The sequence below is a fragment of the Chitinophaga sp. S165 genome (assembly GCF_003182155.1).
Classification (GTDB): domain Bacteria; phylum Bacteroidota; class Bacteroidia; order Chitinophagales; family Chitinophagaceae; genus Chitinophaga.
Window position 1 is genome coordinate 776,196 of the sequence record NZ_QGTG01000001.1, and the last position, 23,995, is coordinate 800,190.

The 23,995-nt window shown below is 44.8% G+C and carries 19 protein-coding genes; 7 read left to right on the plus strand and 12 right to left on the minus strand.

The features are described 5' to 3' along the window. Positions 1-90: 90 nt before the first annotated feature. The 5 genes from C7475_RS02890 to C7475_RS02910 all read left to right on the plus strand — a co-directional run bounded on the left by C7475_RS02890 (position 91) and on the right by C7475_RS02910 (position 5,472). Positions 91-717: a response regulator transcription factor gene (locus C7475_RS02890; RefSeq protein ID WP_110050840.1), complete on the plus strand. Its 627-nt coding sequence runs from the start codon at positions 91-93 to the stop codon at positions 715-717. Positions 718-817: 100 nt separating this feature from the next. Then, complete coding sequence (locus C7475_RS02895; protein WP_110050842.1) at positions 818-1,999, plus strand: AhpC/TSA family protein; 1,182 nt, start codon at positions 818-820, stop codon at positions 1,997-1,999. A gap of 152 nt (positions 2,000-2,151) precedes the next feature. Further along, positions 2,152-2,433 carry a hypothetical protein gene (locus C7475_RS02900; protein ID WP_146217447.1) on the plus strand — a complete coding sequence of 94 codons (282 nt, stop codon included), beginning with the start codon at positions 2,152-2,154 and terminating at the stop codon, positions 2,431-2,433. A gap of 105 nt (positions 2,434-2,538) precedes the next feature. Further along, positions 2,539-4,887 carry an ABC transporter permease gene (locus C7475_RS02905; protein ID WP_110050846.1) on the plus strand — a complete coding sequence of 783 codons (2,349 nt, stop codon included), beginning with the start codon at positions 2,539-2,541 and terminating at the stop codon, positions 4,885-4,887. A 30-nt stretch (positions 4,888-4,917) separates the two neighbouring features. Next, positions 4,918-5,472 (plus strand): putative glycolipid-binding domain-containing protein, encoded by a 555-nt coding sequence (locus tag C7475_RS02910; RefSeq protein ID WP_110050849.1) that lies wholly within the window; start codon positions 4,918-4,920, stop codon positions 5,470-5,472. A 280-nt stretch (positions 5,473-5,752) separates the two neighbouring features. Here the strand turns inward: C7475_RS02910 and C7475_RS02920 are convergent, their stop codons facing one another. From C7475_RS02920 to C7475_RS02930, 3 genes are read right to left on the minus strand one after another with little or no spacing between them, the layout of a single operon-like run. Further along, complete coding sequence (locus C7475_RS02920; RefSeq protein WP_146217448.1) at positions 5,753-6,505, minus strand: hypothetical protein; 753 nt, start codon at positions 6,503-6,505, stop codon at positions 5,753-5,755. Positions 6,506-6,542: 37 nt separating this feature from the next. Then, the gene (locus C7475_RS02925) at positions 6,543-7,631 is read right to left on the minus strand and encodes a hypothetical protein (protein ID WP_146217449.1); all 1,089 of its coding nucleotides are present in this window, start codon (positions 7,629-7,631) and stop codon (positions 6,543-6,545) included. An 11-nt stretch (positions 7,632-7,642) separates the two neighbouring features. Beyond that, entirely contained in the window at positions 7,643-9,940 is a 2,298-nt protein-coding gene (locus C7475_RS02930) for a hypothetical protein (RefSeq protein ID WP_110050857.1), read from the minus strand. A gap of 467 nt (positions 9,941-10,407) precedes the next feature. Between C7475_RS02930 and C7475_RS02935 the strand changes: the two genes are divergently transcribed. Beyond that, positions 10,408-10,617: a YwbE family protein gene (locus C7475_RS02935; protein ID WP_110050859.1), complete on the plus strand. Its 210-nt coding sequence runs from the start codon at positions 10,408-10,410 to the stop codon at positions 10,615-10,617. On the opposite strand, the gene C7475_RS02940 is transcribed toward C7475_RS02935, so the two are convergent. Continuing rightward, positions 10,614-15,662 (minus strand): DUF4132 domain-containing protein, encoded by a 5,049-nt coding sequence (locus C7475_RS02940; protein ID WP_110050869.1) that lies wholly within the window; start codon positions 15,660-15,662, stop codon positions 10,614-10,616. The genes C7475_RS02935 and C7475_RS02940 overlap by 4 nt on opposite strands. A 41-nt stretch (positions 15,663-15,703) precedes the next feature. Then, on the minus strand, positions 15,704-16,129 hold the full coding sequence (locus tag C7475_RS02945) for a hypothetical protein (protein ID WP_110050871.1): 426 nt from the start codon (positions 16,127-16,129) through the stop codon (positions 15,704-15,706). Positions 16,130-16,204: 75 nt separating this feature from the next. Between C7475_RS02945 and C7475_RS02950 the strand changes: the two genes are divergently transcribed. Next, positions 16,205-16,438: a hypothetical protein gene (locus C7475_RS02950; RefSeq protein ID WP_110050873.1), complete on the plus strand. Its 234-nt coding sequence runs from the start codon at positions 16,205-16,207 to the stop codon at positions 16,436-16,438. Between the two features lie 14 nt (positions 16,439-16,452). Here the strand turns inward: C7475_RS02950 and C7475_RS02955 are convergent, their stop codons facing one another. The 7 genes from C7475_RS02955 to C7475_RS02985 all read right to left on the minus strand — a co-directional run bounded on the left by C7475_RS02955 (position 16,453) and on the right by C7475_RS02985 (position 23,990). Continuing rightward, positions 16,453-17,337, minus strand: coding sequence for an AraC family transcriptional regulator (locus C7475_RS02955; protein ID WP_110050875.1), 885 nt, complete (start codon positions 17,335-17,337; stop codon positions 16,453-16,455). 130 nt (positions 17,338-17,467) lie between these two features. Continuing rightward, on the minus strand, positions 17,468-20,020 hold the full coding sequence (locus tag C7475_RS02960) for a TonB-dependent receptor domain-containing protein (protein WP_110050877.1): 2,553 nt from the start codon (positions 20,018-20,020) through the stop codon (positions 17,468-17,470). A gap of 83 nt (positions 20,021-20,103) precedes the next feature. After that, a complete protein-coding gene (locus tag C7475_RS02965; RefSeq protein ID WP_110050879.1) occupies positions 20,104-20,469 on the minus strand; it encodes a winged helix-turn-helix domain-containing protein in 366 nt (121 codons plus the stop codon). A gap of 148 nt (positions 20,470-20,617) precedes the next feature. Further along, positions 20,618-21,595, minus strand: coding sequence for a GTP 3',8-cyclase MoaA (moaA, locus tag C7475_RS02970; RefSeq protein ID WP_110050881.1), 978 nt, complete (start codon positions 21,593-21,595; stop codon positions 20,618-20,620). Further along, complete coding sequence (locus tag C7475_RS02975; protein WP_110052795.1) at positions 21,585-22,193, minus strand: NTP transferase domain-containing protein; 609 nt, start codon at positions 22,191-22,193, stop codon at positions 21,585-21,587. Before C7475_RS02975 ends, moaA begins: the two co-directional genes overlap by 11 nt. Positions 22,194-22,204: 11 nt before the next feature. Continuing rightward, on the minus strand, positions 22,205-23,323 hold the full coding sequence (locus C7475_RS02980; protein ID WP_110050883.1) for an XdhC family protein: 1,119 nt from the start codon (positions 23,321-23,323) through the stop codon (positions 22,205-22,207). 1 nt (position 23,324) lies between these two features. Then, positions 23,325-23,990 carry a hypothetical protein gene (locus C7475_RS02985; RefSeq protein ID WP_110050885.1) on the minus strand — a complete coding sequence of 222 codons (666 nt, stop codon included), beginning with the start codon at positions 23,988-23,990 and terminating at the stop codon, positions 23,325-23,327. Positions 23,991-23,995 lie beyond the last annotated feature (5 nt).

Genomic DNA, 23,995 nt, shown 5'->3' on the forward strand with positions numbered 1-23,995 from the left:
ATGTAGTAGTTTTACTACAAAATATTGTAGTACGTCTTCCATTCATTGTTTATTTAAATGTCGTAACGTACTTTTACACAATAAGTTGCTATGCCTAATATCTTAGTTGTAGATGATCAGGAGGTGGTCCGGTATGGAACTACGCTCATTTTACAAAAGTCTATCGAGGATGCACATGTGAGTGAGGCGTCCAGTTTCGAGGACACCTTGAAAATATTATCCACCAAACAATTTGACCTGGTAATATTGGATATTGATATGCCGGGAGGGAATAATCACCAGATGCTCGACGTTATCCGTCTGAGGCATCCCGACATTAAGATCCTGATATTCTCCAGCTACGATGAACAGATATTCGGATGGAGATACCTCGAAGCGGGGGCTGACGGTTTCCTTTCCAAAAAGACAGGTATAGAAGAGATCAAGAACGCCGCGAAGACCCTTCTCCGGGACGAAAAATACCTCAGTCCTGCGCTGAAACAAACATTACTGAACAATTTCACTAATAAAAAAGCGACAACCAATCCTATTCAGCGTTTATCCAGCCGCGAAAACAATATCATGCAGCTGCTGATAAAAGGGTCCAGTGTAGCCGAAATAGCAGAAAAACTCAGTTTGCAGATCTCTACTGTCAGCACTTACAAAAAGCGCATTTTTGAAAAATTGCAGGTGTCTAACGTCATAGAAATGATAGAGAAAGTACAGCTCTACTCATAACCCCTTATTCTCCAATTATTAAATAATTATTATATTGATACCCCAAATCAACTAAAATCATTTAACGTAAGCATTAATTCATTATTCGGACTACAACCCTATGAAAAAGCTATTAACTATTGCTACAGGTCTTCTTGTGGCCTCTTGTTCCATGGCCCAGGAAAAACACGGCCCCTTTCAGCTAAACGGTACAATTACAGGTAAGGATAACGGCTACGTATATCTTCGTTATGGTAACGGCTTCTACATTGAAGACAGCTGTGCCATTAAGAACGGGACCTTCTCCTTCAAAGGGATGCTCAGCGAACCCGTATTGGCAACCATCAGTGGTAATGGTGAGAGTGGAATTGATTTCTATCTTGATCCGGCTACCATTACGGTTGACGTAAAGTCACCCTCCTTCCAGGAGGCCACTATAACGGGGTCGGGCACACAGGATGAATACCGGGAATTATTGCAGGAAAGAGCCGGCGCGCAGCAGGAAATGGCGCCGCTGTCCCGTGCGTTCGAAGACGCTAACAAACAATACCTGAACGCTATCCAGACCAGGAAATCCGAGGCTGAGTTAAGTACGCTGAAAGCCAAAGCAGATGCAGCTAAAGAGAAATTGCTGCCTCTCCAGGAAAAGGTCAGAGAGGTCAGTTATGGCTTTTTTCGCTCACACCCCGACTCTTATGTAACGGCGGCAGAGTTACGCTATTTTACCAGCTATATGAAACCGGAAACCCTGAAATCTTATATCGGTAAACTTTCTCCCCGGCTCCAAACAAGCATTTATGGAAGAGAGCTGACAGATATCCTTGAAAAGATACAGAACGGTTCTCCAGGTAGCCGTGCACAGCTGTTTAGTCAGCCGGATATGAATGGTCAACCAGTCAGCCTGATGACCTTCAAAGGCAAATATCTATTATTGGATTTCTGGGGCAGCTGGTGCCTTCCCTGCCGTAAGAACAACGCGCACCTGAAAGATCTGTACGCCCAATATAAAGATAAAGGTCTGGCAATACTGGGCATCGCTGACAACGATAATAAGCCCGAAGAGTGGAAGAAAGCGATTGCAAAGGATGGCGTGGCTGTCTGGAGCCATATTCTTCGCGGACTTGATTCCAACAAGTTCAAAGAAGATGGTAAACCGCAACCGGGGGACATTTATAATATGTATGGCGTCCATGCTGTACCTACCCAGATACTGATCAATCCCGAGGGTGTTATCGTGGCCCGCTTCGGAAGCGGCGGTGAAAGTTATGAGCAATTAGATACGAAACTTGCTGAAATATTTTAAAGGACCAGTTGCCCGGATAGATCATCAGCTGATGATCTATCCGGGCAATCTGATCAGCATACAAAATTTCACATGCTTATATGCAGGCATCCGGACTGAAAATGATAAATTTGTCTTCTGGAATTGTTAACGGCCTAAAAGAAGTATGTGTTATGGAAACGACCTTTTATATTTTGTTACACCTAAAGACTATAGATGGACATGAGAATTTCGGCAAATTCGCCATGGGCAACCATAAGGAAACTGCCGATAACATCTTCCGCCAGTTAAAGGGAAACTCCGATGTAACAGATCAGTGCGGCCTCCATCTCGAATTCATTGAGATGCACGATAATCTTCCCTATAATATCAAGATGCTGAGTTGTAGCCTGGACCAACTCGCTGAAAATGTCAAGATCATCACCAAAGAGACCTTTAAGCGGTTTGCTGTATAGCAATCCATCTCCTGATATTACCTGTTTTACATTTTTCCCTGTTTTGTTTATGGAAAAGTAAGCTTCATGCATCTATGGGTATAACAACCATCTAAAACGCCCGTTATGTTAGCTAACTATCTCCGTATATCGTTCCGTCATCTCTGGAAAAACAGGACATCTACTACAATTAACATAATCGGCCTTACCGTAGGACTATCTTGTGGCATACTGATTTTCCTGCTGGTCAGTTACCTGTTCAGCTTCGACCGTTACCATCATAAAGCAGACAGAACATACTGGATCGTAACAGACATTCACCGGGAAAATACATTATCAGTCGATGCTACTCCCAGGGCACTTGGAGCAATGCTTCGTCAGGACTACCCTTTTGTCGAAAATGCTGTAAGACTGGAGAATCTTTTTGGACGGGTGATCTCTATACCCGGCACCTCTCTGAAATTTGAGGAGTCGCGTAATATCTGTTTCACCGAGACACAATTCTTCGATGTATTTGATGTACAATGGCTGCATGGCAATAAAGGCACTGCGCTGTCTTCGCCCAATACGGTTGTACTCTCAGAGCGTTATGCGCAAAAGTATTTCGGTAGTACTGATGTTATTGGCCGGACACTAAGATTTGATAATCAGCAGGAACTGACCGTAACAGGCGTGATCGGAAATCCACCGTCCAATACCAAACTGGGATATGAAGTAATGGTGTCCTATCCGGTGATCAAACAGACAGACTGGGGTAGTACACGGGCGATGTGTTTTGTCGCCCTCCGAAATGGCGCTTCTCCACAGCAGCTTACAAAGGCACTTTCACAGGTACACGGGAAATATCTATCCGCCGGAGAAGCAAAACTACTTGATTTTAAAGCACTGCCCCTAAGTGAGCTGAATCATAATACACAATATGGCGGCGCTGTTCCCCGTCCTCTTTTATATATACTCATTGCTATCGGCGTGTTACTCGTACTTGCAGCGTGTATCAATTTTATAAATATGGCCACAGCACAGGCCATCAACCGGGCTAAAGAAACCGGGATCAGGAAAGCGATCGGTAGTACCAGGACACAATTGATCCTGCAATTCCTTACCGAGACAGGCATCGTAACGCTTCTGGCGGTCGTTATATCACTTGTTGTCGTTCAATTGAACCTTCCGATGCTGAACAATGCGCTATCTGTGATAAGGGCAGATATCAGCGTTTTATGGTTATTCCGGCCCGATTCCCTGGGATGGTTCATCGGACTGATCCTGGCCGTTATTTTGCTGGCCGGTCTATATCCATCAATTGTTCTTACACGCTTCTCTCCCATTGCCGTAATACATGGCCGGATAGCAGCTACGAAAACCAGAGGCGTCACATTAAGAAAGACGCTTGTGGTCACCCAGTTTTTCATCACACAGTTTTTTATTATAGCGGTTATTGTAATGACCGCGCAGGTCAGATATATTCAACGGACAGACCTGGGTTTTCGAAAAGAGGCTATACTGACGGTAGCCATTCCCGCCAGCACAGCTATCAAACAACAAACCCTGCGACAACAATTATCGCAGGTACCGGGTGTGGAACAGGTGTCTCTCGGACTGGAGACGCCTGCCTCCCGCCGTAACGATCCTAATCCCTTTACCTATGAAAATAATAATGCCGGTTTCCCAGCGAATGTTAAGATCGGCGATACGGAATACGCATCACTTTTTGGGTTACACTTTCTTGCAGGCAGGAATTTTATGAGTAATGACACCCTGAATGCGGAAGCCATCGTGACAACAATGCTGGTTAAGCAACTGGGACTGGCGTCTCCGGACGACATAATCGGTAAACGGATCAATATCTGGGGGCAGGACAAAACGGTTATCGGCGTAGTCGATGATTTTCACTCACAGGACCTGCATCATGCAGTAAAACCTGTTATATTACTGAACTATCCTTCGGAAAATAGAATGGTTGCATTAAAACTCCACCCAGGCGCCAGTATAGCAGCTATTGAGCAAGCATGGAACGCTGTTTATCCGGAACAGGTATTTCACATGACCTTTGTAGATGATGTGATTGCGCAATTTTACCTGGTCGAAAGTATCCTGTTAGGTTTGATACAGGTATTTTCGTTCGTGGCAATATTGATCGGATGTCTCGGATTATATGGGCTTGTATTGTTCATTGCTGCAGCCAGGAACAAAGAAATCGGCGTACGAAAGGTATTCGGAGCTTCCATTACCAGCCTGACCAGCTTATTGATGAAGGACTTCATACGGCTTGTCGGTATCGGCATCGTAATAGCCACCCCGCTGGCTTACATGGCTATGAATAAGTGGTTACAGGGTTTTGCGTACAGAGTAAACATCAGTTGGTGGATGCCGGGTCTTGCCGGCGCCCTCATTGTTGGCATTGCCATGCTGACAGTTGGCTGGGAGTCGTTGAAGGCCGCATCAAAAGATCCGGTAAAGGTGTTGAAAGCGGATTGATTTTTCCTGTAAATTGCCAAAAACAATTGTATGACCTCAAAGCAAATTGTCTGGAGTGGCATTTACTATAACACCATCGAATATCTTCATCTTCAGTCAGATGTTGCTCATCATATACAAGGATATATTACCGGACTGGTGAATGATCAACCGCTTCATGTTGATTATAAAATCACTGCTAACCTTAATTGGGAAACTACCTCTGTGATAATTAAGGCGCACGATCATATAGAAAAAGAGCTGCAGTTCACCAGGGAGAATAACAAATGGCACGATAAACAGGGAACTGTACATGAGATCTTTGATGCTTGTATAGATATTGATATTTCGCTTACACCGTTCACGAATACACTGGCAGTGAACAGGTTGTCCCTGATGATAGGTCAATCGCGGGAGATCACGGTTCTCTATTTTGATCTGCCCGCGATGGATGTCAAGCCCGTGAAACAGCGGTATACGAGATTGGCGGACAGACTTTACAGGTACGAGAGTTTATATTCAGGTTTCACAGCGGAACTGGAGGTAGATAATGATGGACTCGTACTGGATTATCCGGAAATATGGTCACGGCAATGGCCGAAGTAATGACTGCTTTAGACGTTAATAACGCCATTACCTATGTTATATTTCCGGGCATTGTCAGACCATTAACCATACAATACCCAACACAGTTACGAAGGTGGTTAAAATTCCAATCAGAACGTTAAGCTCGCTATCGTCAAATAATAGATCATTATATGACTTTCTAAACCCGGTAAAACACCACCGGACAAATGCTCCGGGAAATATAAGTATCACTCTCCAGACGGCCTCCAGAATCATCTCCAATATTGTGTCCATGTCTTAAATCAACTGTCAATTCCAATTATTGCAGGTCCGGAGAACCCACAAATATTTTATACTCATTATACGCCGTTGTCGGCTTGAATTCACTGCCTTCTTTATAAAAGAATTTTGTGTTGTCGAACTGACTAGCCTCAGACTGAAGCGGCTTATAATTATTATAATAACTCTGTACAATCGCATATTCCCCATACTCCGCCGGTGCTTCGGTATTTGCTCCGCCGGTTGATTCCATCAACATGGTCGTTTTAAGAACATATCTCATTGACAGCAGATAGCCGGAAGACTTCTCAAAATCCATCTGCAATTCCTTGTAAGGACCGCCTTCTTTAAACCCGACCGTGATAGTTTTCAGCTTACCTTTTTCTGCAACAATACACCGGTTCACACCTGCCGTTTTCATTGAAACCCTCATCTGTTCCAGCGGATCAATGGCATTTTGAGACATGGATTTGGATAGATACATGATCTTGTCTTCCTTAAAGAGAGTAATAACATATTTCTCATTAGCTGTCATTTCAGTATTTGCCAGCTGATAGTAATATTTATTACCTGCGATCTCCATATGCCCGTTCAATGAATCCAACAACTCTCCGGGACGCAATTCACTGGCATAGGTATACCTCACATCGAACGACAAAGGCTGTTTGTATACGCCCTGCAGAGCTTTCATTTCTACGAACAGTTTTGCCGTATCATTAACTTCCTGGGCAGATGCCTTGTGTAGCATTACGAGACTACACAAGGCTATAATACCGGTTCTCAACACATTCATTTCCTTTGATTTAATCTTTAGTACCGTCTTAAAGTTACTATTTCGTATATACAAATTTCATCTGCCAATACTCTTCCCTGGAATTCTTCACCCGCAACAGGTAACTTTTCCCTTCCTCCAGATTGAATTTTCTTTTTATTTCAAATGCCATCATATTGTCGCCTGGTTTTACATTCAGATCACCGGACGCGATCACGGTATTACCTGTTTCCAGACCTACCAATTCATATCTGACACTCTTGTCATTCACTTCATTGGTATAAGTGAAATGAACATTTCCCGTCACCGCTGCTACGGCGCCATCCAGTTCTTTTCTCAGCTGGATATGTGAGTTTTCTGCTACTACCTGTTTCACCAACGAAGACTTCAACCTGAATGTCCATACATCCGTTTGTGCGGCAAACGCTGATCCGTTTTTAGCAATAATGGTCCATGCATATTGTTTCCCGGTATCCAGCGATAATGCTGAAGACGGATAATTGGCGAAGAGATTGTTGGTTGACGGCAGCCTGTATACAGGCAGATTCTGTTGTACTGCTTCCACGGCAGATTGTCCATTCCTTACTTCTGTTAACAGTAACTCGTAATTCAGATTACTGAAGATACTTGCAGGAGATGGCGGCAACCAGGTGAACTGCGGATTGAATGTTTCAAGTATACTCTGATCGGCAGGAGTATTCAATAAAGGAGGTCCTACGGGAGCTACAGCGAACGGGCTACAATCTTCGGAGATCAGATCTCCGTTAGCAACACCCTGTACATAAAGGCTGTAACATGCCTGGTAATTACCCACGGGCAACAGGCCATTCGGACTTCTGTCAGCCACGTTCGATAGATATTCATACTGAACAGGCGATACGTCGGCCACCTGCAATTGCTTCGCTCCTTTTGCCAGCGTGATGTTACGGGAAATACCGGTCAATACAGGCTGGTTAGTCTTGACATCTACCAGTCTCATAACCACTTTAACTGTTGCCGGAGCATCTGATACAGATACCAATACTATATTCCATAATTGAGCTTTTGCCAATACGCCTTCAGGAGGCACTTGCGCAGTCATGCTAACCTGTGCTTTGGCTTGCATACCAAAGAACAAAACAAGCAGTAACAGCTGGCATTTTTTCATTTTGATCATGTTTAAAATGTCTTTGTATAGGTTAATCTTCCGTTATTACTGGATACCAGGCGCTTTTCCATACCCGGTATAAATGCTTTTTCTGCCATGAGTGCGATCTCTCCTAACTTTGGTATCGCGAGCCTTGCATTGCCCGAATAGCCGATCTGTGTGAGCTGATACACCGTTTGATAATTATATTTCATGCCTCCGCCTATTTCGAGCCATGACCTCATCTTATATTGCACGTTTCCGTCTGCTCCGTATAGGTTATATTCAGGATTGGTGGCAAAAGATCCTCCACCGTTGATAGTGAATTTCCCGACAAAAACTGTTTGATTCAACAGCATATTCTTGCTGTTGAAATAGAGGAAATTGCTATCGGTCTGTTTATTATAAAACTGCGTGTAGGAGAATACAGTACTCATCATAATCCCCCTGACGCTGTAGAAATGGCTTGCGGTCCCAACAAGATTATAGAAAAGATTCTCTGTATAACTGTCGTCACTCAGCTTTGTGATCTGGGAGCTTGGGAAATAACCTACTGTCAGTACCGGCCATTTCTTCATCCGCAGGGTTGCCTGTATGCTCTTAAAGACAGTATTACTCTGATAGTTGGTCTGCTGGTAATTTGTCGTGAAATCATTCTTTTTAATACTTCCGCTGATGGTCAGCTGTTGTTTGAAGAATGGCTGATCTACACGAATGGACCATCCTGTTTGAGAAGATCCCGTGGTGAAGAGACTGAACGACTGGAAGTTAGCGCCCATCATCTTATACATACCATTGATCTTTGTACCTGTCTGCGGCCAGAATGAACTGAGCTTAACCGAATATGCTTCATTAGAGTGATCGTCCAGCTTTAACGCAGTAGCCAATGTACTGCTATGGTCCTCTACAGGTCTGGCATAAGTAGGCAATGAAGATTTAGCTGCCTCACCGATGATATAATTATTCTGGTCCAGCTGCCAGCGGCCTTCCAGTGAGAAGCCCATGATCCGCTGTTCAAGGTTGTCTGTGTTGTTGTTCCCTCCGGGAGTCGTATTAAAATTATACACCTGCTTCTTGCCGGTATAGTACGTCATAATGATATTGTTGCCATCCCGCATTCCCAGTCCGAAACGGACGAGATTGAGATACTGCCTGGACCTGTTCGCGTTAGTAAAAAAGTCGCGGAAACGATAGTCTACGCGGCCGGTAGCAAAGCCCACATAATAGGAAGGATTATATTCTGCCTGTACGCCTAGTATACTGATGTTTTTGGCAGTAAGCTCTGAGTAGTCGACCAGCGTGCGGCCAATACCGACTGAGCGGATTGCCAGCAGATGTTTATATCCTTTAGGCAACATCGTATCTGGCAAATTTGCCTCTCTGAGATTCTCTGCCAGTTCCTTATTATTCTTACTACGTATCAGCACGTCCGCCAATGCACCCTTTCTGAAATTGTAGATATCTTCCTGTTTCTTATACAACGCCTGTAATTTCATCAGCTCCGCCTGCAGGGAATCCAGTTTTCTATCTGCATTTTCGTAGCGGGTCGTCAGTCGCTGTAAGGCTGAATCTGCGTCTTCTTTTTTCCCTTTCATACTTCCGGGCAACTCAAGCTTACCAAGTCCTCTCTTACCCATATGCAGATCGGGCATCTCCATTTCCGGATTGCCGAGGGCGTCCAGTGAGTCCCGGATCTTTCCGTAATAAGCCCGTTCCCTGGCTTCTACTAAACGTTGAAGGAAAGCGGGATCAGTTTTCCAGCCTTTTAGTCTATTGATCTCCAGTTGTTTGGCTTCCAGTTTTGCTCTGAGTTTTTCCAGTTCTTCCAGTTGTGCATATTTTCCGGCATCCCAACCTTTTGCACGCTGTAACATGGCATTTTTAAAATCCCGGCTGGTAAATTGCAAATTAGCATCTGTCAGATTTCTGAAAAGGGAGGAGTTCCCCATCCTGGTCGTAAAGTTCAGACGTATAGGATAACGGTCCTTATATGTCAGTTCCAGGCTGGTTTGCAGGGTATGCTGGTAAACGTCTTTTTGTACAAAAGGAGTATCGACATTGGATTGATAGAAAAGATCATACATGACGTTCCCATGTACGGTAAGAAGAGGTGTACGCCTGGACGTTATTACCGGATACGGGGCATTTTTCTTACGCTCATAATAACCTATCACTGTATCATTGCCAACGGGCTTAAAAGGTACAACAAGAATTACAGGAGACTTATTATCTCCATTCACAAAGTAGTAGAGACTATCGCCGAACTGAGGATATTGTTGACCTTTTGGAAGCTTTATCTTCCACTTCCTGTAATAGTCAGACATCTGCATGTTTATTGCAGATTGACTATGTACATGGCACACAGTGAGTAATAAAGTGACTAAAAGGGATATTAAATATTTCACGGTATAACAGATCAAACCACCTTCGGGCTAATAACTTCCTAAGAGACAAGGGAAACAGCATTTTGTCTTGATAGTAGTTTATTAATCAGGAAAGCAAACAATTATTTAAAGTAATTATTGCGAAAAGTGAGCAAACATAACAAGTCTCATCAATTGTGTCTTTGGTTCTAACAAAAATGGGGATAGAAGGATTTTCGCTACAGTATCTAACACGGAACTATCCAAAATTTTGTCCTAATAGCTGTATCGCAAACATAGGCATTTTTTAAAACATTTAATCTTAAACGGATACTTTTTTATTCAAATAATTGCCTGAAGATCGCTTGGTTAGCAACAACACAGCAATACTCCGGTAGGTAAAAATCCCTACCTTTGCGCCCATAATTTACACTATGGACGGTCAGTACAGAAAAGATATATACCCGGGATTGGCAGTGGCGATCATTCTTAAAAAAGACCAGCGTAGCGGTACGCTCACGTATGGCATTGTTAAAAGTATCCTCACTTCCGCCCCTTACCATTCCCGGGGTATTAAAGTAAAACTGGAAGACGGCCAGATCGGCCGTGTAGCTGCCTTCGTTGATGACGAAGACCTGCTTTAAAACTTCAGTTGCTGCAAAATGGTCGGGTCCTGGATCTCTTTATCCCGTGCCAGCAGCAGAACTTTCGAGATCAGCTCGGCCGATTTCGGATCATCATCCGCAAACGGCAGGAACAACCTTCCCCGCTGCTGAGAATGTACCGGCAGAATAGACAGGTACCTGCCCGGCATCTGATGCACCACCGCACTACCCAGATGCACACTGTATTCTCCATGATGCCCTGCAATCTTCGCATGTGTGCCACTCACCGTCACATTCTCCAGCTTGAATAGTCTCGCAGTTTCCCGCAGCAATGCCGTACGCATTTCAATGCTGGAATGACTGGTTTCAGGGTCTACACCGCCAACATGCGCTACACTCACCACAAGATCAATGTCTCTCATAACCTCACTGAAAATGCGTGGGTTAATATCTTCAAAAGCGACGTTATTATACGTTTTCAGATCATGAAAGATCACTTCTTCCAGTACCGGCGTTTCAACCTCTGCCGGTGTGAACCAGTTAGCCTGGGCATACATTTTGGCAACAAATCCCTCCTTATGGAACACCTTCTGTAATCCTTCTTCATAATCTACTTTCCAGCCCCTGGATTTCAATAAGGCCACTGTCTGTGAAGGTTGAACCTGATGCCCGGCATAACGGCGTGAAACAGCCTTATCCTGCAGTTCTTCAGCTAATGGCAGATACAACTCCCTGAATACCTGTTTAAAGGGCTGCTGCAGTTGTTGGTCAAAGGCAGAACGTTGATAGTCACTCCACTCACCACTGGCATACAGATCGGTACAGTGAGCGACCCTGATCAGCTCATCGTTCGTTGGTGTGGTCATCTTTCCATTTGCAGATGTCAGCTGACCACCGCTATAGAACCCATGTCCTTTTTTACCGATGAAAACAAGTTTCTGCAGGTGTTTTGAAATGACCGGATGGGTGAACAGGTTGCCGAGTTCCTCCAGCTGAAAGCCATCACCTCTTACCATTGCATCTTCCAATGCCTTACGTGACCGGCGCAGTTGTTCCCGAAGCGTCTTTTTGAACTCGCTCAGTTCCAGCACCTTCTTATCCTTTTTATACTTTGCCGGCACACTTGCCAGTTTCTTATCGTTACGAAAGGCCACCACATCAGCCTCACCATCTTCGTTTATTACAAGACCGATCAATACATCGTCGTATTGCACCTGTGTCTCTTTCGACAGGATATCCCGCACCTGCTTTGTTTCCATTGCCCAGGTCAGCCTTACGGGATCAGCGTATCCGGCGTTCCTCGCCAGGTTTTCCATTGCAATACGGATAGCCAGGCCCTCGCTTGTCTGTTTCTGTGCACCGAATTGTTTGCTTTCTTTTTTGAACTGCTGAATATATTCATACCGGGACAACACATCTTTCTCCGCATTGGACTTATTGAGCGGAATGAGCCCATAAATACGCAGATAGTCCTGGTCGCGCTTCTCTTTTACCTTCTGTGCCACTTCTTTCAATTTCAGATCTCCAGTCATCACGTCGGCGTACAGCCTGGCCCTCCTGTGACCATTACCATCACTGACATACTTTGCAGCATCGTATACCTTTTGCCAGTGCTCCTGTCCGAGTTCTTTATAGGCTGTTTCGAACCAGTCCTTATCAACAGCTCCGTCCCTGAAGTCCTGAATATCAACAGCGGAATATCTTGCTATTTCACTTTCTGCTTCCGCATTATCTTCCCCGTAACCCGATGTTTTAGTATGCGCATGCATCCACCAGATGCCTGCATCCAATCCTTTCCAGTTAAGATATCTGCTGATGAACTTCTGCCACTGTGGCGCATATACTGCCGCCTCGAGAAGTTGCGTATCAGATACTTTGAGTTTGCTGACGCATTCTTCAAATATCTCCTGTGTATCTGTTACCAGTGGATAGCAACGTTTCAGCAATGCACTGAACATTTGCTGTTTACTATATTCGTTTGAAGAATAAACATATCCCCTATGTAACGCCGTTTTTCCAAGCCCTGCCATGATGCTGACAAAACGTTGCACTCCTCCCAGCCATTGCAACTCCTGTACTAATCTTGTTACCGGTGTTGCAGAGTCGCCTCTTTTCAGTTCTATGTCAAGCAGGTGCTCACGTAAACGGTCAAACATAGGCGTCAAAAAGGGGTAAAGATCAAAGTAGTTGTTACTCTCTCCGGGTTTCTTTACAAACGACAGTGTCCGTATATTGTCGCCAGACAACATGCCCCTGTACATTTCACTTTCAGAGATCACTCCCAGTTTAAATGCCCGGCAGAAGATACTCAACGGGGGAAGATGATGCACAATATTCTCTTCGAGACCTGTAAATTGACGCCAATGAAATAACTGCCAGCATTTCTCTACCAGGTGGTCGGGAAGCTTATGACTATCTATCTTATCAAGGAACAGGTCTAGCAGGTTATTGCCCTGCCAGCCATCCTGCCAGCGGTAATAACGATCATCATCCTCGTCGTCGTCTTCGTCTTTATGATATAAAACGTCATCGGGTAAAGCAGCAAAAATACGGGTGGTCGCCCCTATCAGAAAATCATCCTGCTCTTCAAAAGGATGAATAAATGATAATGCTCCTGTGATCCTCGTAAGCGGGTTGTACCATCTGTATTGAAGGTTGTCGTCCTGCATGCTATCCGGCACTAATTCATCCAACACCGGGATATATGGCAATGCAAATGAGCTCTCTCTGTCAGTGGATATCGAATCCCGTTGCACCGCGATGATGTTTAAGAGGAACAGGTCCCTCGGCGCCAAACCCGACGACTGATACCACTCTTCCCACACTTCCGGTAATGGATGATCTTCGTACTCTTCGCGGGGTGACGCATATTTATGATGATACCCTTTCTTTGGCAGGAACATATTTCCCAACAACATGGCCGATCTTGTATTGTCATAGTTCACTGTCTCGTATTCATAGTCCTTATGGGCTATAAATAAATCATACAGCCCTTGCAGTGCGACCCTGATCGATTGTTTCGGAACAGAAAAACCATATTCTCCTTCTGCCAGGTATTTACCATACAGATCATCTGTATCTACTACAGGCGCTACAACAGGTGATAACTGTTGCGGGTCAAACAGTCCATATCCATTTTCCGCAGTAAAATTGTTTGTTTCTCCGCCGCCGGAAAGCTGTTCAAGTAATATTTCCTCCTTCTGGGAAATACTCTTTCTTGCTTTAAACGTTTCCAGTAATTCGGGTAATGCGGTCAATTCCCTTTTTTGCTGTTGCATTTGCAAGGCAATGTCCAGCCCTGCCAGTCGTTGTTCACCATCCCCCTGCAACAGAGAACGTGTAATATCGCTTAATAAACTATCTGACTGTTTGAGCAGCAGTGCTATGACTTTAGCTCTTATTGTACCACTTTTCCGTTTCAGCAATTCCTTGAATACACCAGATTCTTCAGCAGTCAGCGTAGTTGTTGCCAGTCCTTTAAATGCTGCATCCAGCAGAAACTCTCCTCTTTCTTTCAATATGCGGAAACAGAAATTACGCTGGTAATCAGTTACAGGCTTTAGCTCTTTCTTTTCCGCCCAGTAATAACTTGTATGGTCAGGCAAGACTACTCTAGTCAATTGCTCTTTCACACTTAATTCCATCTCGTCAAAATATGATAATACAAGGTCCAGCCGTTCCTGTTTATCCAGCAAAAGCGCCAGCATTACCTCAAATATTGCGCTCCTGCTATATGTTATATTCATCCAGGAAAAAGCGATACTGTTAAATGCTTTTTCCTTCACTGCAGAACGCTGCAATATGGCCTGTAACTTTCCAAACAGATCGGGATATTGCTCATCATAAAATGCAGGGTTCTCCGGTATCCTAAACTCAAGAATGTTCACTGCAATACCGTTAACGACCAGGTGCCCGTCAGTCAAAGCAGGGAATAGAACAGGCATATCCAGTTCAAAATGTTTCGCCTCCATCACAAATTTCAGCGCGACGCAACGCTTCTCTGGAGAAGGATCTTCCACCAGCTGTAACAGATAAGGTAAAGTCTGTTCTATATCGAACACACCCTGGGCCCATAGCGCCATATAAATATCTGTATTGTTCTGGCTCTTTATTCCCTCAGGTATACGCGCGGGTTCGGACAGGTACTCATATGCCTTTTGCAGGAATGCATTTACTGCGGATGCTTTTTCTGTTTCCCAGCTTACTCCTGCCCATACATCGATCGCTCTGACGACTGAGGAGAATCTGGTCATTTTGTTATCCACCAATACTTTGATCATATAGATCAATGCGCCTCTGCTGCTTTCATCCAGTGCTTCCAATATGGTTTGCCGTAGCCCTTCCTGTCGCTGTGCAGCCAGCAGCAATTTCTCCACCAGCTGCCATGCAGCTTCTTTTTCACTTAACAACAGCGCCTTTATCACACCCCGGCTAACCTTGCCGATAACCTCTTTATTAAAAATAATATCTTCCAATAAAGAGAACACGCCTTTATCATCAAGATCTATTGCGGCAGCCCACAGGTAGAACAGGGACGTTGTTGGAAGCTGATGGTCCCATATGATCTGTTCTTTAATATCCAGATCGTAGCATATATACTCGTACCCGTCGATATATTGCAGCTTAGAGGCTTGTGTAATAGTATTACCCAGGAAATTCCACTGGTTGGGAAGATATAATTCACGCTTCCCAGGCGACCGGAACGAACGGCGGTCATACCCTATCTGGTACATCAGTTCAGGAAACTTGTACCAGGCGTGCTTTACGTATATCGCCTTTTCTTCTCCGAAAAGGAAGATGAGCAGGTTATAAGCCTCCTGGTCGTTCCATTCATTCTCAGGCAGCAATTCCGCCAACCTCATATATCGTTTATCGCCATACGCTACATTAGTATAGCCGTAAAAATATTCCTCTTCATTCTGATAAGGAGGAAGTTTGGCCATCAGTACCAATATAATTTCAGCAGTTCTTTTTGTCAGCAACGCATGACTGGCAGTACCATCATAAATAGATTTCAGGGTGGTTTCCAGTTCGTTTACGTAGTTGGGGATAATCCTTGTATCAAGGAATTGTTGGACATTCATAATTAAAAAGGATATAAATAACTATATAGGGTTTTGTACCATCATCTGTAACCTCCGGCAAGGAATGTCAATCTTATGAATGTGATCACAGTATCCGGAGAAAGATTTAGTTGTCCCGATAAGAGCTTCAGCTCTTCATCGTCAGCAAATACAGCATACATCCCGTCTTCAAAGGCCTGTAGGGCAGTTTCCTGCGCTTTCACCACATCAGCTTTCTGTTCGTTATAAATGCTGCCGAAGCCGATCTTACCAGCTGATGCCTTATCTGCTATTTGTTCGTCGGTTAGAAAGGGTAACAGGTTCTTCTCAAAAGGTTTACTATTATAAGTAATCACCTGTTGTTTAACAACAGCCGTGATCAAATTGTGAAGGCTGGGTTGGTTGCCTATGTCATCTATTTCGATCATCTGTCTTTCGAGTAAAGCCTGTTTTCGTCCCGCTTGTTTAACATTGATTATCAATTCCATCAGGGTTTCTATTTACAATGACAGCCCCAAGATAAAAAAATTCACTTAAATACCCTTAACGGTTATCTTTGCCGCATGAAATATGCCGACAAAGAGATCCAGGAGATGGAGGAATTTTTTAAAACAGCTGATTTACCTGAAACAATTGAACTGAGTGCCGGGAGTGTTATTACGAATGTTCCTGCCTTTATATTCAGTCACCTTCAGATCATTAAATTAAGAAAAGGGGTGGGAATTTTTGAGGTTTTCTATGACCGTCTTTTACAGGTAAAAGAAAAATTATCTGCTACAGAGCAGGGAGTAGCCTGATTACTCCCACTGCTCTAGACCAGTTTCGCCGACCGGGGCGTCATGCCCGTCTGCTTCTTGAAAAAGTTATTAAAATACGCCGGATAGTCAAACCCCAGGCTATAAGCAATATCCGCGATACTCCAATCTGTATTTCTTAGCAATAATTTTGCTTCTGCAATGATTCTTTCCCTGATATGCACTGTGGTAGCTTTTCCCGTTACCTCTCTCACGGCATGGTTCAGGTGATTGACATGTACGGTCAGATGTTTGGCATAGTCTCCCGCTGTCTTCAATGATAACGCCTGTGAAGGAGAATGCACCGGGAATTGTTTTTCCAGCAGTTCCATAAAGGACATCGTAATACGTACTGCCGCACTGCTTGACCGGTTCACTGTTGCCGCCGGCTGCATTCGCAGTGCTTCATGAATGATCAGGTTAACATAGTTGCCGATCACATCATATTTATGTACGTAATCAGACGCTTCTTCTTCGATCATTTTCCTGAAAAGGTTCTCTGCAGTAGCGTACTGCTCCTCACTCAGGAAACATACGGGGTTACCTCCTATCTTGAATAAAGGCGAATCCTGCAGGGAGAAATGTGCACGGTCACGTACATTGATAAATTCCTCTGTAAACTGGCAATAATAGCCCGTCCATCTTTCAGAAACGGGTTCCCAGCTATATGGCACTAAAGGATTTGAAAAGGTCAGTGCGGGCCTGTCTACCAGAATTCCCTGGTCGGCATAATGCAACCTGCTGATACCTCTGAATAAAGTTATTTTATAAAAATCCCTGCGGACATAAGGTGTGGCTGTTTTATATTGTTCACTTACCGCGTGCACTTTAAAAGGCCCATTCTCAAGTCTTACACTATCACATCCGTATGCGAAAGAGTCTCTGTTAACGTTGGCTTCCATATTATCAAATTTGAGATAAGACTATTCTAACAATAAATCTACGTTAAAATAGTCTTACTCAAATTTTTATCTCAGAAATCAACGGCATTCATTACACCAAAACGGCCACTATTTAATTGAATAGTTTTTCTTAACGCAAGCCATACGTTAACGTCAGATAATACATCCCACCGATAGACGGACCTCCCAGGAAAGAGTAGTAATACTTGTTCAACAGGTTACTGGCCCCTAATTTCGCCCGGCAGTTGATCTTATCGAACGTGTATGTTACCTGTGCGTCAAGGGTATTATAAGCCTTTACATCGCCATTTACGAGGAAGGACTGCCAGTAATATCCGCTTTGCCATTTCCAGGAAATACCGGCCCCTGCATGCTTAAATATGCGTTCCTTTGCTACGGATACATTCACTGTCCAGGCCGGGGTATTAAACCCATCTTCCAGTCCGTCTTCCTTATCCGATTTCTTCAGTTTTGCATAGGTCACATTTCCATTAGTTACGTAATTATTTTCCGTGTAGGTCAGACCAACACTTCCTCCATAGTTGTTCACTTCCGTCTGCGAATTCGTCCACATACGGTAAGGGCTTTGTTTGTTTTTGCTGTAAAGGGCGAAGGGAATAGAGTCAGCCACCTGCGTATCAGGCACATTCATATTGGTTTGGGCGATAAAGTTGCTGTACTTATTGAGATAAGCTTCCGCGTCTATAAAGAACCTGCCGTCGCCGAAGATGCCTTTATACCCGAGCTCCATCGACTTTACATGTTCTGCTTTGATATACGTATAGGGATTCTTTTTCAGGATGCCCTGGTTCTTTGTAATAGCTTCCGTCTGGGTTAGTACGCCAGTATTAATATCGTTCAGCACCGCCTGCTGGAAACTGGTAATAGAAGATGCCAGCCATGCATTTTCAAAAATACCATGTGACATTGCAGGTAGTCCACCCACACGTTTCACCCCACCGCTGTTCACATTGGAATATGCTTCAAAGATACTCGGGTAACGGTAACCACTCTGGTAAGACGCTCTGAAGTGCTGTGTATTTACCGGCGAATACACGGCTGTAAAACGTGGCGTGATCATCAGGTCAAAGTAGTCATTCTTATCTCCCCGTATAATAGCCCCAAGTTTAAGGCTGCCATCCAGTAATATTTTCGTAACAGATACAAATCCACCCGTCTTGGCATAATGAATATTTGTGTACTCTTTTCCCTGCTTTGGATTGATAAAATAATTCCCATCCGGCTCAATGATATAGGTACGGTGATCACCTCCTGCAAGGACCTGCATGCCCAGTTTCTCTTTTACATCTTTTAGCAGATGTGCTGTCAGATCTACCTGACCTTCAGCATGTATAAAACTTGCTTTTACTTTTAATGCCGCGCCCAGGTCCCAGTTATTGATCTGCGCCAGTTTGTTCAGCGTGTTATTAAACCCCTCTGTCCCTGGCAGATATCTTCCGGCATCGGCCGCTGTTCTTGCCTGCCGATGCGCATCTGCAATAGTAGCTCCACCCCCCGTCGCATTATTGAAAGCAGTGGTATAGTCAGCGTACCACCTATCGTCTGGTTTGTAGTTGCGGTCAATATTCTCGGCCATAGACCGGAGATTGTATGAATTGCCGGTATTCTCCCGATTCAGATACAGTCTCAGTTCCACGCTGTTTGACTGGAACTGTAATCCATGTTGTTGTACCAGGTAATCCTGCAGACGGAAACGGTTCGACCGCTGATATACGTTATCCAGCAGTGCCATATGATACAGATAAGTCAGGGTCATTCCGGGCTTCAGTTGATAATAAATGCCTGCATCTGCCTTGATATTCTGCAAATCATAGTCCACCACATCCTTCTCATCATAACCGGTACGCGCTACTACGTAATTACGGCCGCCCAGTGTGATCGTTTTCCTGTTGGAGGATTCGTTCCCGTAACTGCTTAAAGGGTCCTGTGCCGGGTTATCCGGTCCCAGTAAACCGGTACTCGCGTTGGCTTTCCCGTTCAGTTCCTGATGATCGTTCGCGATCCAGTCATATCCTTTGTTAAATGTAACGTTGATCTTAAATGCCAGTCTGGGGCTGATCACTTTAGCCCAACGCAGGCTTGTTTCCGTATAGGCTTTTACTGCGCTGTTTGCATCGCCCAGGTGTGTCAACGCTGTTTTCTGCTGCAGACTCACACCTTCCGAGGTAAATGGATTTTTTGTAGAGATGTTAGCCAATCCGTTAACGGTATTCATTCCATATAATGCAGATGCTACACCCGGCAGGATCTCTACGTTACTTACATCCAGGTCGGATGGCCCCAGTGCATTCGCAATAGGACCGCCAATGTGTGGCGATTGCACGTCCATACCGTCTACCAGTTGTGCGAAACGCACATTTGTAGTGTTGGCAAAACCACGCGCATTCAATACCTTAAAACCGAGGCTTGGAGTGATCAACTGTACCCCCTGTAAATGTTCCAGGGCATCATAAAAAGAAGGAGCTGCAGACACCCTGAAATATTGTTCCCCAGCCTTCTGAATACTTACCGGCGACTGTAACAGACTCTCCTTCGTACGGGAAGCCGATACAGTTACTTCAGATAATATTTTTACGACTGTGTCTCTCTGCAAATAAGCAGTATCCTGTCCGTACGCAACTGTACTAAGAAAAATAAAAGCGATGAATAGATGTTTGGTCATAATAGCTATTTGCCTCGTTGTGTATTTCAGAATATAACGAATAGGTAAAAAAAGCACATTCCAATGATGTGCATATGTGGGTTTTATTTCAGGCGTTGTGTCTCTTCTTCGAGGAATTTGCTGAACCGAACTCTCAATTCACGATGGTAAGCTATCAGCTGACGGGCCTCTTCTGAAATAGCCGAACCTCCGCCATTATCGCCACCGGTGCTGGTCACCACCAACGGTGTATCAGACATGTTGTTCAGGTTATTAATGAGTTCCCAGGCCTTCTTATAGGACATCTTCATCTTCTTTGCCGCCTGGTTAATAGAGCCGGTTTCCTGGATTAGCTCCAGCAATTCCACCGGTCCGGGACCGAAGAAACGTTTGCCATTGCCTTCTACCCACAAACTGCCATTCACCTTCAATGCGCCGTTCACCAATATGTCTTTAATTGCTTTTTCCATTTATCTGATTCCGGTTATGATTATCACAAACATATCGCTATAAACGCATATTTTCATGATCCAACGTTAGTCTTATGTAATGTGTTTCCCGGATCACCGCACAATCAATTACACCAGCCATTACATTATGATGAAGTTCTTCCCATAATCAGCCTCCTATTGTGATCATGCTCCTGTTTTCAAGCGCAGCAGCTTTGACGTCTTCCAATCCTGAGAACTGGCCTCCCAGCGCCTTCGCTTTACTGAGGATGTTCTGTTGGATCAGCGGTAATACATCTTCACCATTTCTCAGGGCGGTCAGCAGATCGGTTTCCCCTTTTGAGAAGAGGCAATTCTTCAGCTTTCCGTCGGCAGTAAGGCGCATCCTGTTGCAGGTATCACAGAAGGGAGACGTCATTGTGCTGATAACAGAGAATGTACCTGCGTGACCCGGTACAATGAAGCCTTTAGCTGTATCATGGGCACCTCCCTTCAATGGCAGATAATCGTATTCCGTACTGATACTATGTAAGATCTCCTGGAAAGACAGGACTTTATTGCTGGTCCACCTGTTGCCGTTAAAAGGCATGAACTCTATAAAACGTACATGCACAGGCGTATGTTTCGTCCAGGCCACAAAATCATTGATCTCACTGTCGTTCAGATCTTTCATCACGACTACGTTTACCTTCACACGAATATCTTTTTTTATCAGCAGATCGATGTTGCTTTTCACCTGATGAAAGAGGTTACGCCGGGTGATCAGCATAAACTTGTCTGCCTGCAAAGTATCGAGACTGATATTAAGGGAACGGACGCCAGCTTCCTCCAGTACATCTGCGAATTCATGGAGGCGAACGCCGTTGGTTGTCATGGTTAATTCCACAGGCAGGCGCGAAAGCGAAAGGATGATCTTCGTCGCATCTTTTCTTACGAGTGGTTCTCCACCGGTAAGCCTGATCTTACTTACACCATTTGCGGTAAAGATGTTTGCCAAAGTGGCTATTTCATCGGCCTGCATCAATCGGGAAGCCGGTGTAAAATCATATTCCTCCTCCGGCATGCAGTAAAAGCAACGCAGGTTACAATTATCTGTCAGGGAAATCCTCAAATAATCATGCACACGATTAAACGAATCAATTATCATCTGCTAAAACTTGCCCTGTTAATAATCGCTGATAATCTTCAGCTGTATCAATATCTAAAGCTCCAAGTGGAAAAGGCACCAGGGCCAGGTCGTCTGTCGATTGCTGCAAGATCTTCTTAGCGCCCTCCTGCCCTTCTAAGGCCGTCAGCGCATCGAAGTAGGTATTATTGAAAAGCACAGGTGTTCCGGCAGTATTATCGTAGGTACAAGCTATAATACCTTTCCCGGCAATTACCTGCTGGTCCATTAGCTGTTTTAACAGTCCTGCGTTTACGAATGGCTGATCACACACCATGATGATCACTCCCTCCAGGTCCTGATGTCTGGCCAGGGCCTTCATTCCTGTGCTGATCGAAGAACCCATCCCTTCAACCCAATGATCATTTTCCACTATTTCAATTGCGAATCCGCAAAGTTTTTCCAATATCTGTGGAGCGTTCGCTCCTGTTACCAAAATAACGGGACTACCTACCGCAGCAATTGCTTCTTCCGCCATCTGACAGATAAGGGTTTTGCCCTTATACATCAGCAGTTGTTTCGGTTGTCCCAGGCGGGATGAATTTCCCGCACCCAAAATAATTACACCGTAGTTTCCCATATCCATACGATTTACAAAGTATGTATCGGCCCGTTTTTCTCTCGTAAAGGAATGCCAGTCCTTTCTGAAAGTACGCTTTTTATTTCAGCCGTCACAGACAATGCAATTTCTTCAGCTGTTTCTGCGCCAATGTCCAATCCCACCGGTCCGTGGATCCTGGCCCTTTCTTCGTCTCCGATCGTGATCCCCTTTGCCGCCAGTTCCTCCAGCATGCGCTCCAGCTTTTTCTTTGGCCCCAGCGTACCGATGTAAGTTACTTCTTTTTGCAGCAGTATTTCCAGCAGTGCCAGGTCATAATTGTAATTATGGGTCATCAGCACAAAAACCGTCCTTTCATCAATGGCTACCTTTTGCAGCACTTCAGCCGCCTTGCTCACGATCACCCTTCGGGCGCCGGGAAACCTGGCTGGAGTGGCATATAAGGCCCTGCCATCTACTACGGTCGTATGCCAGCCCTGGATACGGGCTATTTCTACCAATGGGATTGCGTCATTTCCTGCTCCTGCTATTACCAGGGATACAGGCGGTTTCAATAATTCGACGAAACCATGTAATGCCGGTTTTTCATCTCCATACTGTTTTACCATCCCCCGTTTGGTACTGAATACATCCAGCACGTCTTTCACGATCTCCGTTTTCAGTTCTCCTTCTTCCAGACTTCCTGCAAAATCGTTCCCTGAATAACGAAGACAGGTACCAGGCTGCTCCGCAGCCTGGTTTAACCTGAAAAGAGTTACCAACACAGCGTCTTCGCGTTTTCCCATCACCTGTTCCAACAGCCTGATGGCATTAAGCGGGTCTGCAGGATCAATCGGCTCGAACAGGATATGAACGATACCGTTGCATCCCAGCTGTACACCTATTTTCGCATCATCCTCATCTGTCGTATCGTAGGTCACCAGCTTATTCTGTTGCTGAATGATGGCCAGGAGCGCTTTTCTCAAAGCATCCCCTTCCAGGCATCCGCCACTGATAGCGCCGGTCATCTCACCATCTTCCGTTACCAGCATCCTGGCGCCGGGACGGCGATAAGACGATCCTTCCACATGTACCACAGTAGCCAACGCCACTTTCTTTCCGGTTTCACGGGACGCTGTATACGCTCTTAAAATATCCTCAATTTCTTTCATCTTATTTATCTGGCAAGTAAGCGCCCTTATCCAGCCATGTTTTAAAATGTTTCACGAATTCGGCGCGGGTCATAGGTAAATGAGCCAATCCTTCTGCCGGGTTCCAGCCACTGCCAACCAGTGAATCTTTGCTTACGTGTTCAATCAGCGCTTCATGGTCTTTGTGACCGTTCTCATTTTTGTTAAGCATGGTCATTGCCAGCTGTCTGGGCGTTTTGCCCTGGAATACCATTTTCATATCAGCCGGTGGCAAATGCCAGTTCGGGTTACCTGGCGGCATATGCAGGCCTGGTGTGTTCTGCGGCTGGTGACAGTTGGAGCATTTCATTGCGTAAAGCCCCTTACCGTCTTCCCCTCGCTGTACATTCATGGTATGTATGTGGCTGTCATCTCCCTGTAAAGGCCTGTCGCCTGTCGGGTGACAGTTCATACAACGTGGGTGCATCAGCACCTTGTATGCCTGCAGGAACGCTTTTTTTGAGATCACGCTGTCCGGCTCTGCAGCCTCCTCTTTTGCAACAGGCGGCTTTGTTTTATCGTCCTTCGGCACCCCGTTAAAAGCATCCGTACGGAAAGATACTACAACTGAAGAAATTGCCGTTACAGCGAGCAGAAGATAAACTGCCTTCTTTGTATTAAAAATCTGATTCTTAGTAGTTTGTGCCATAACAT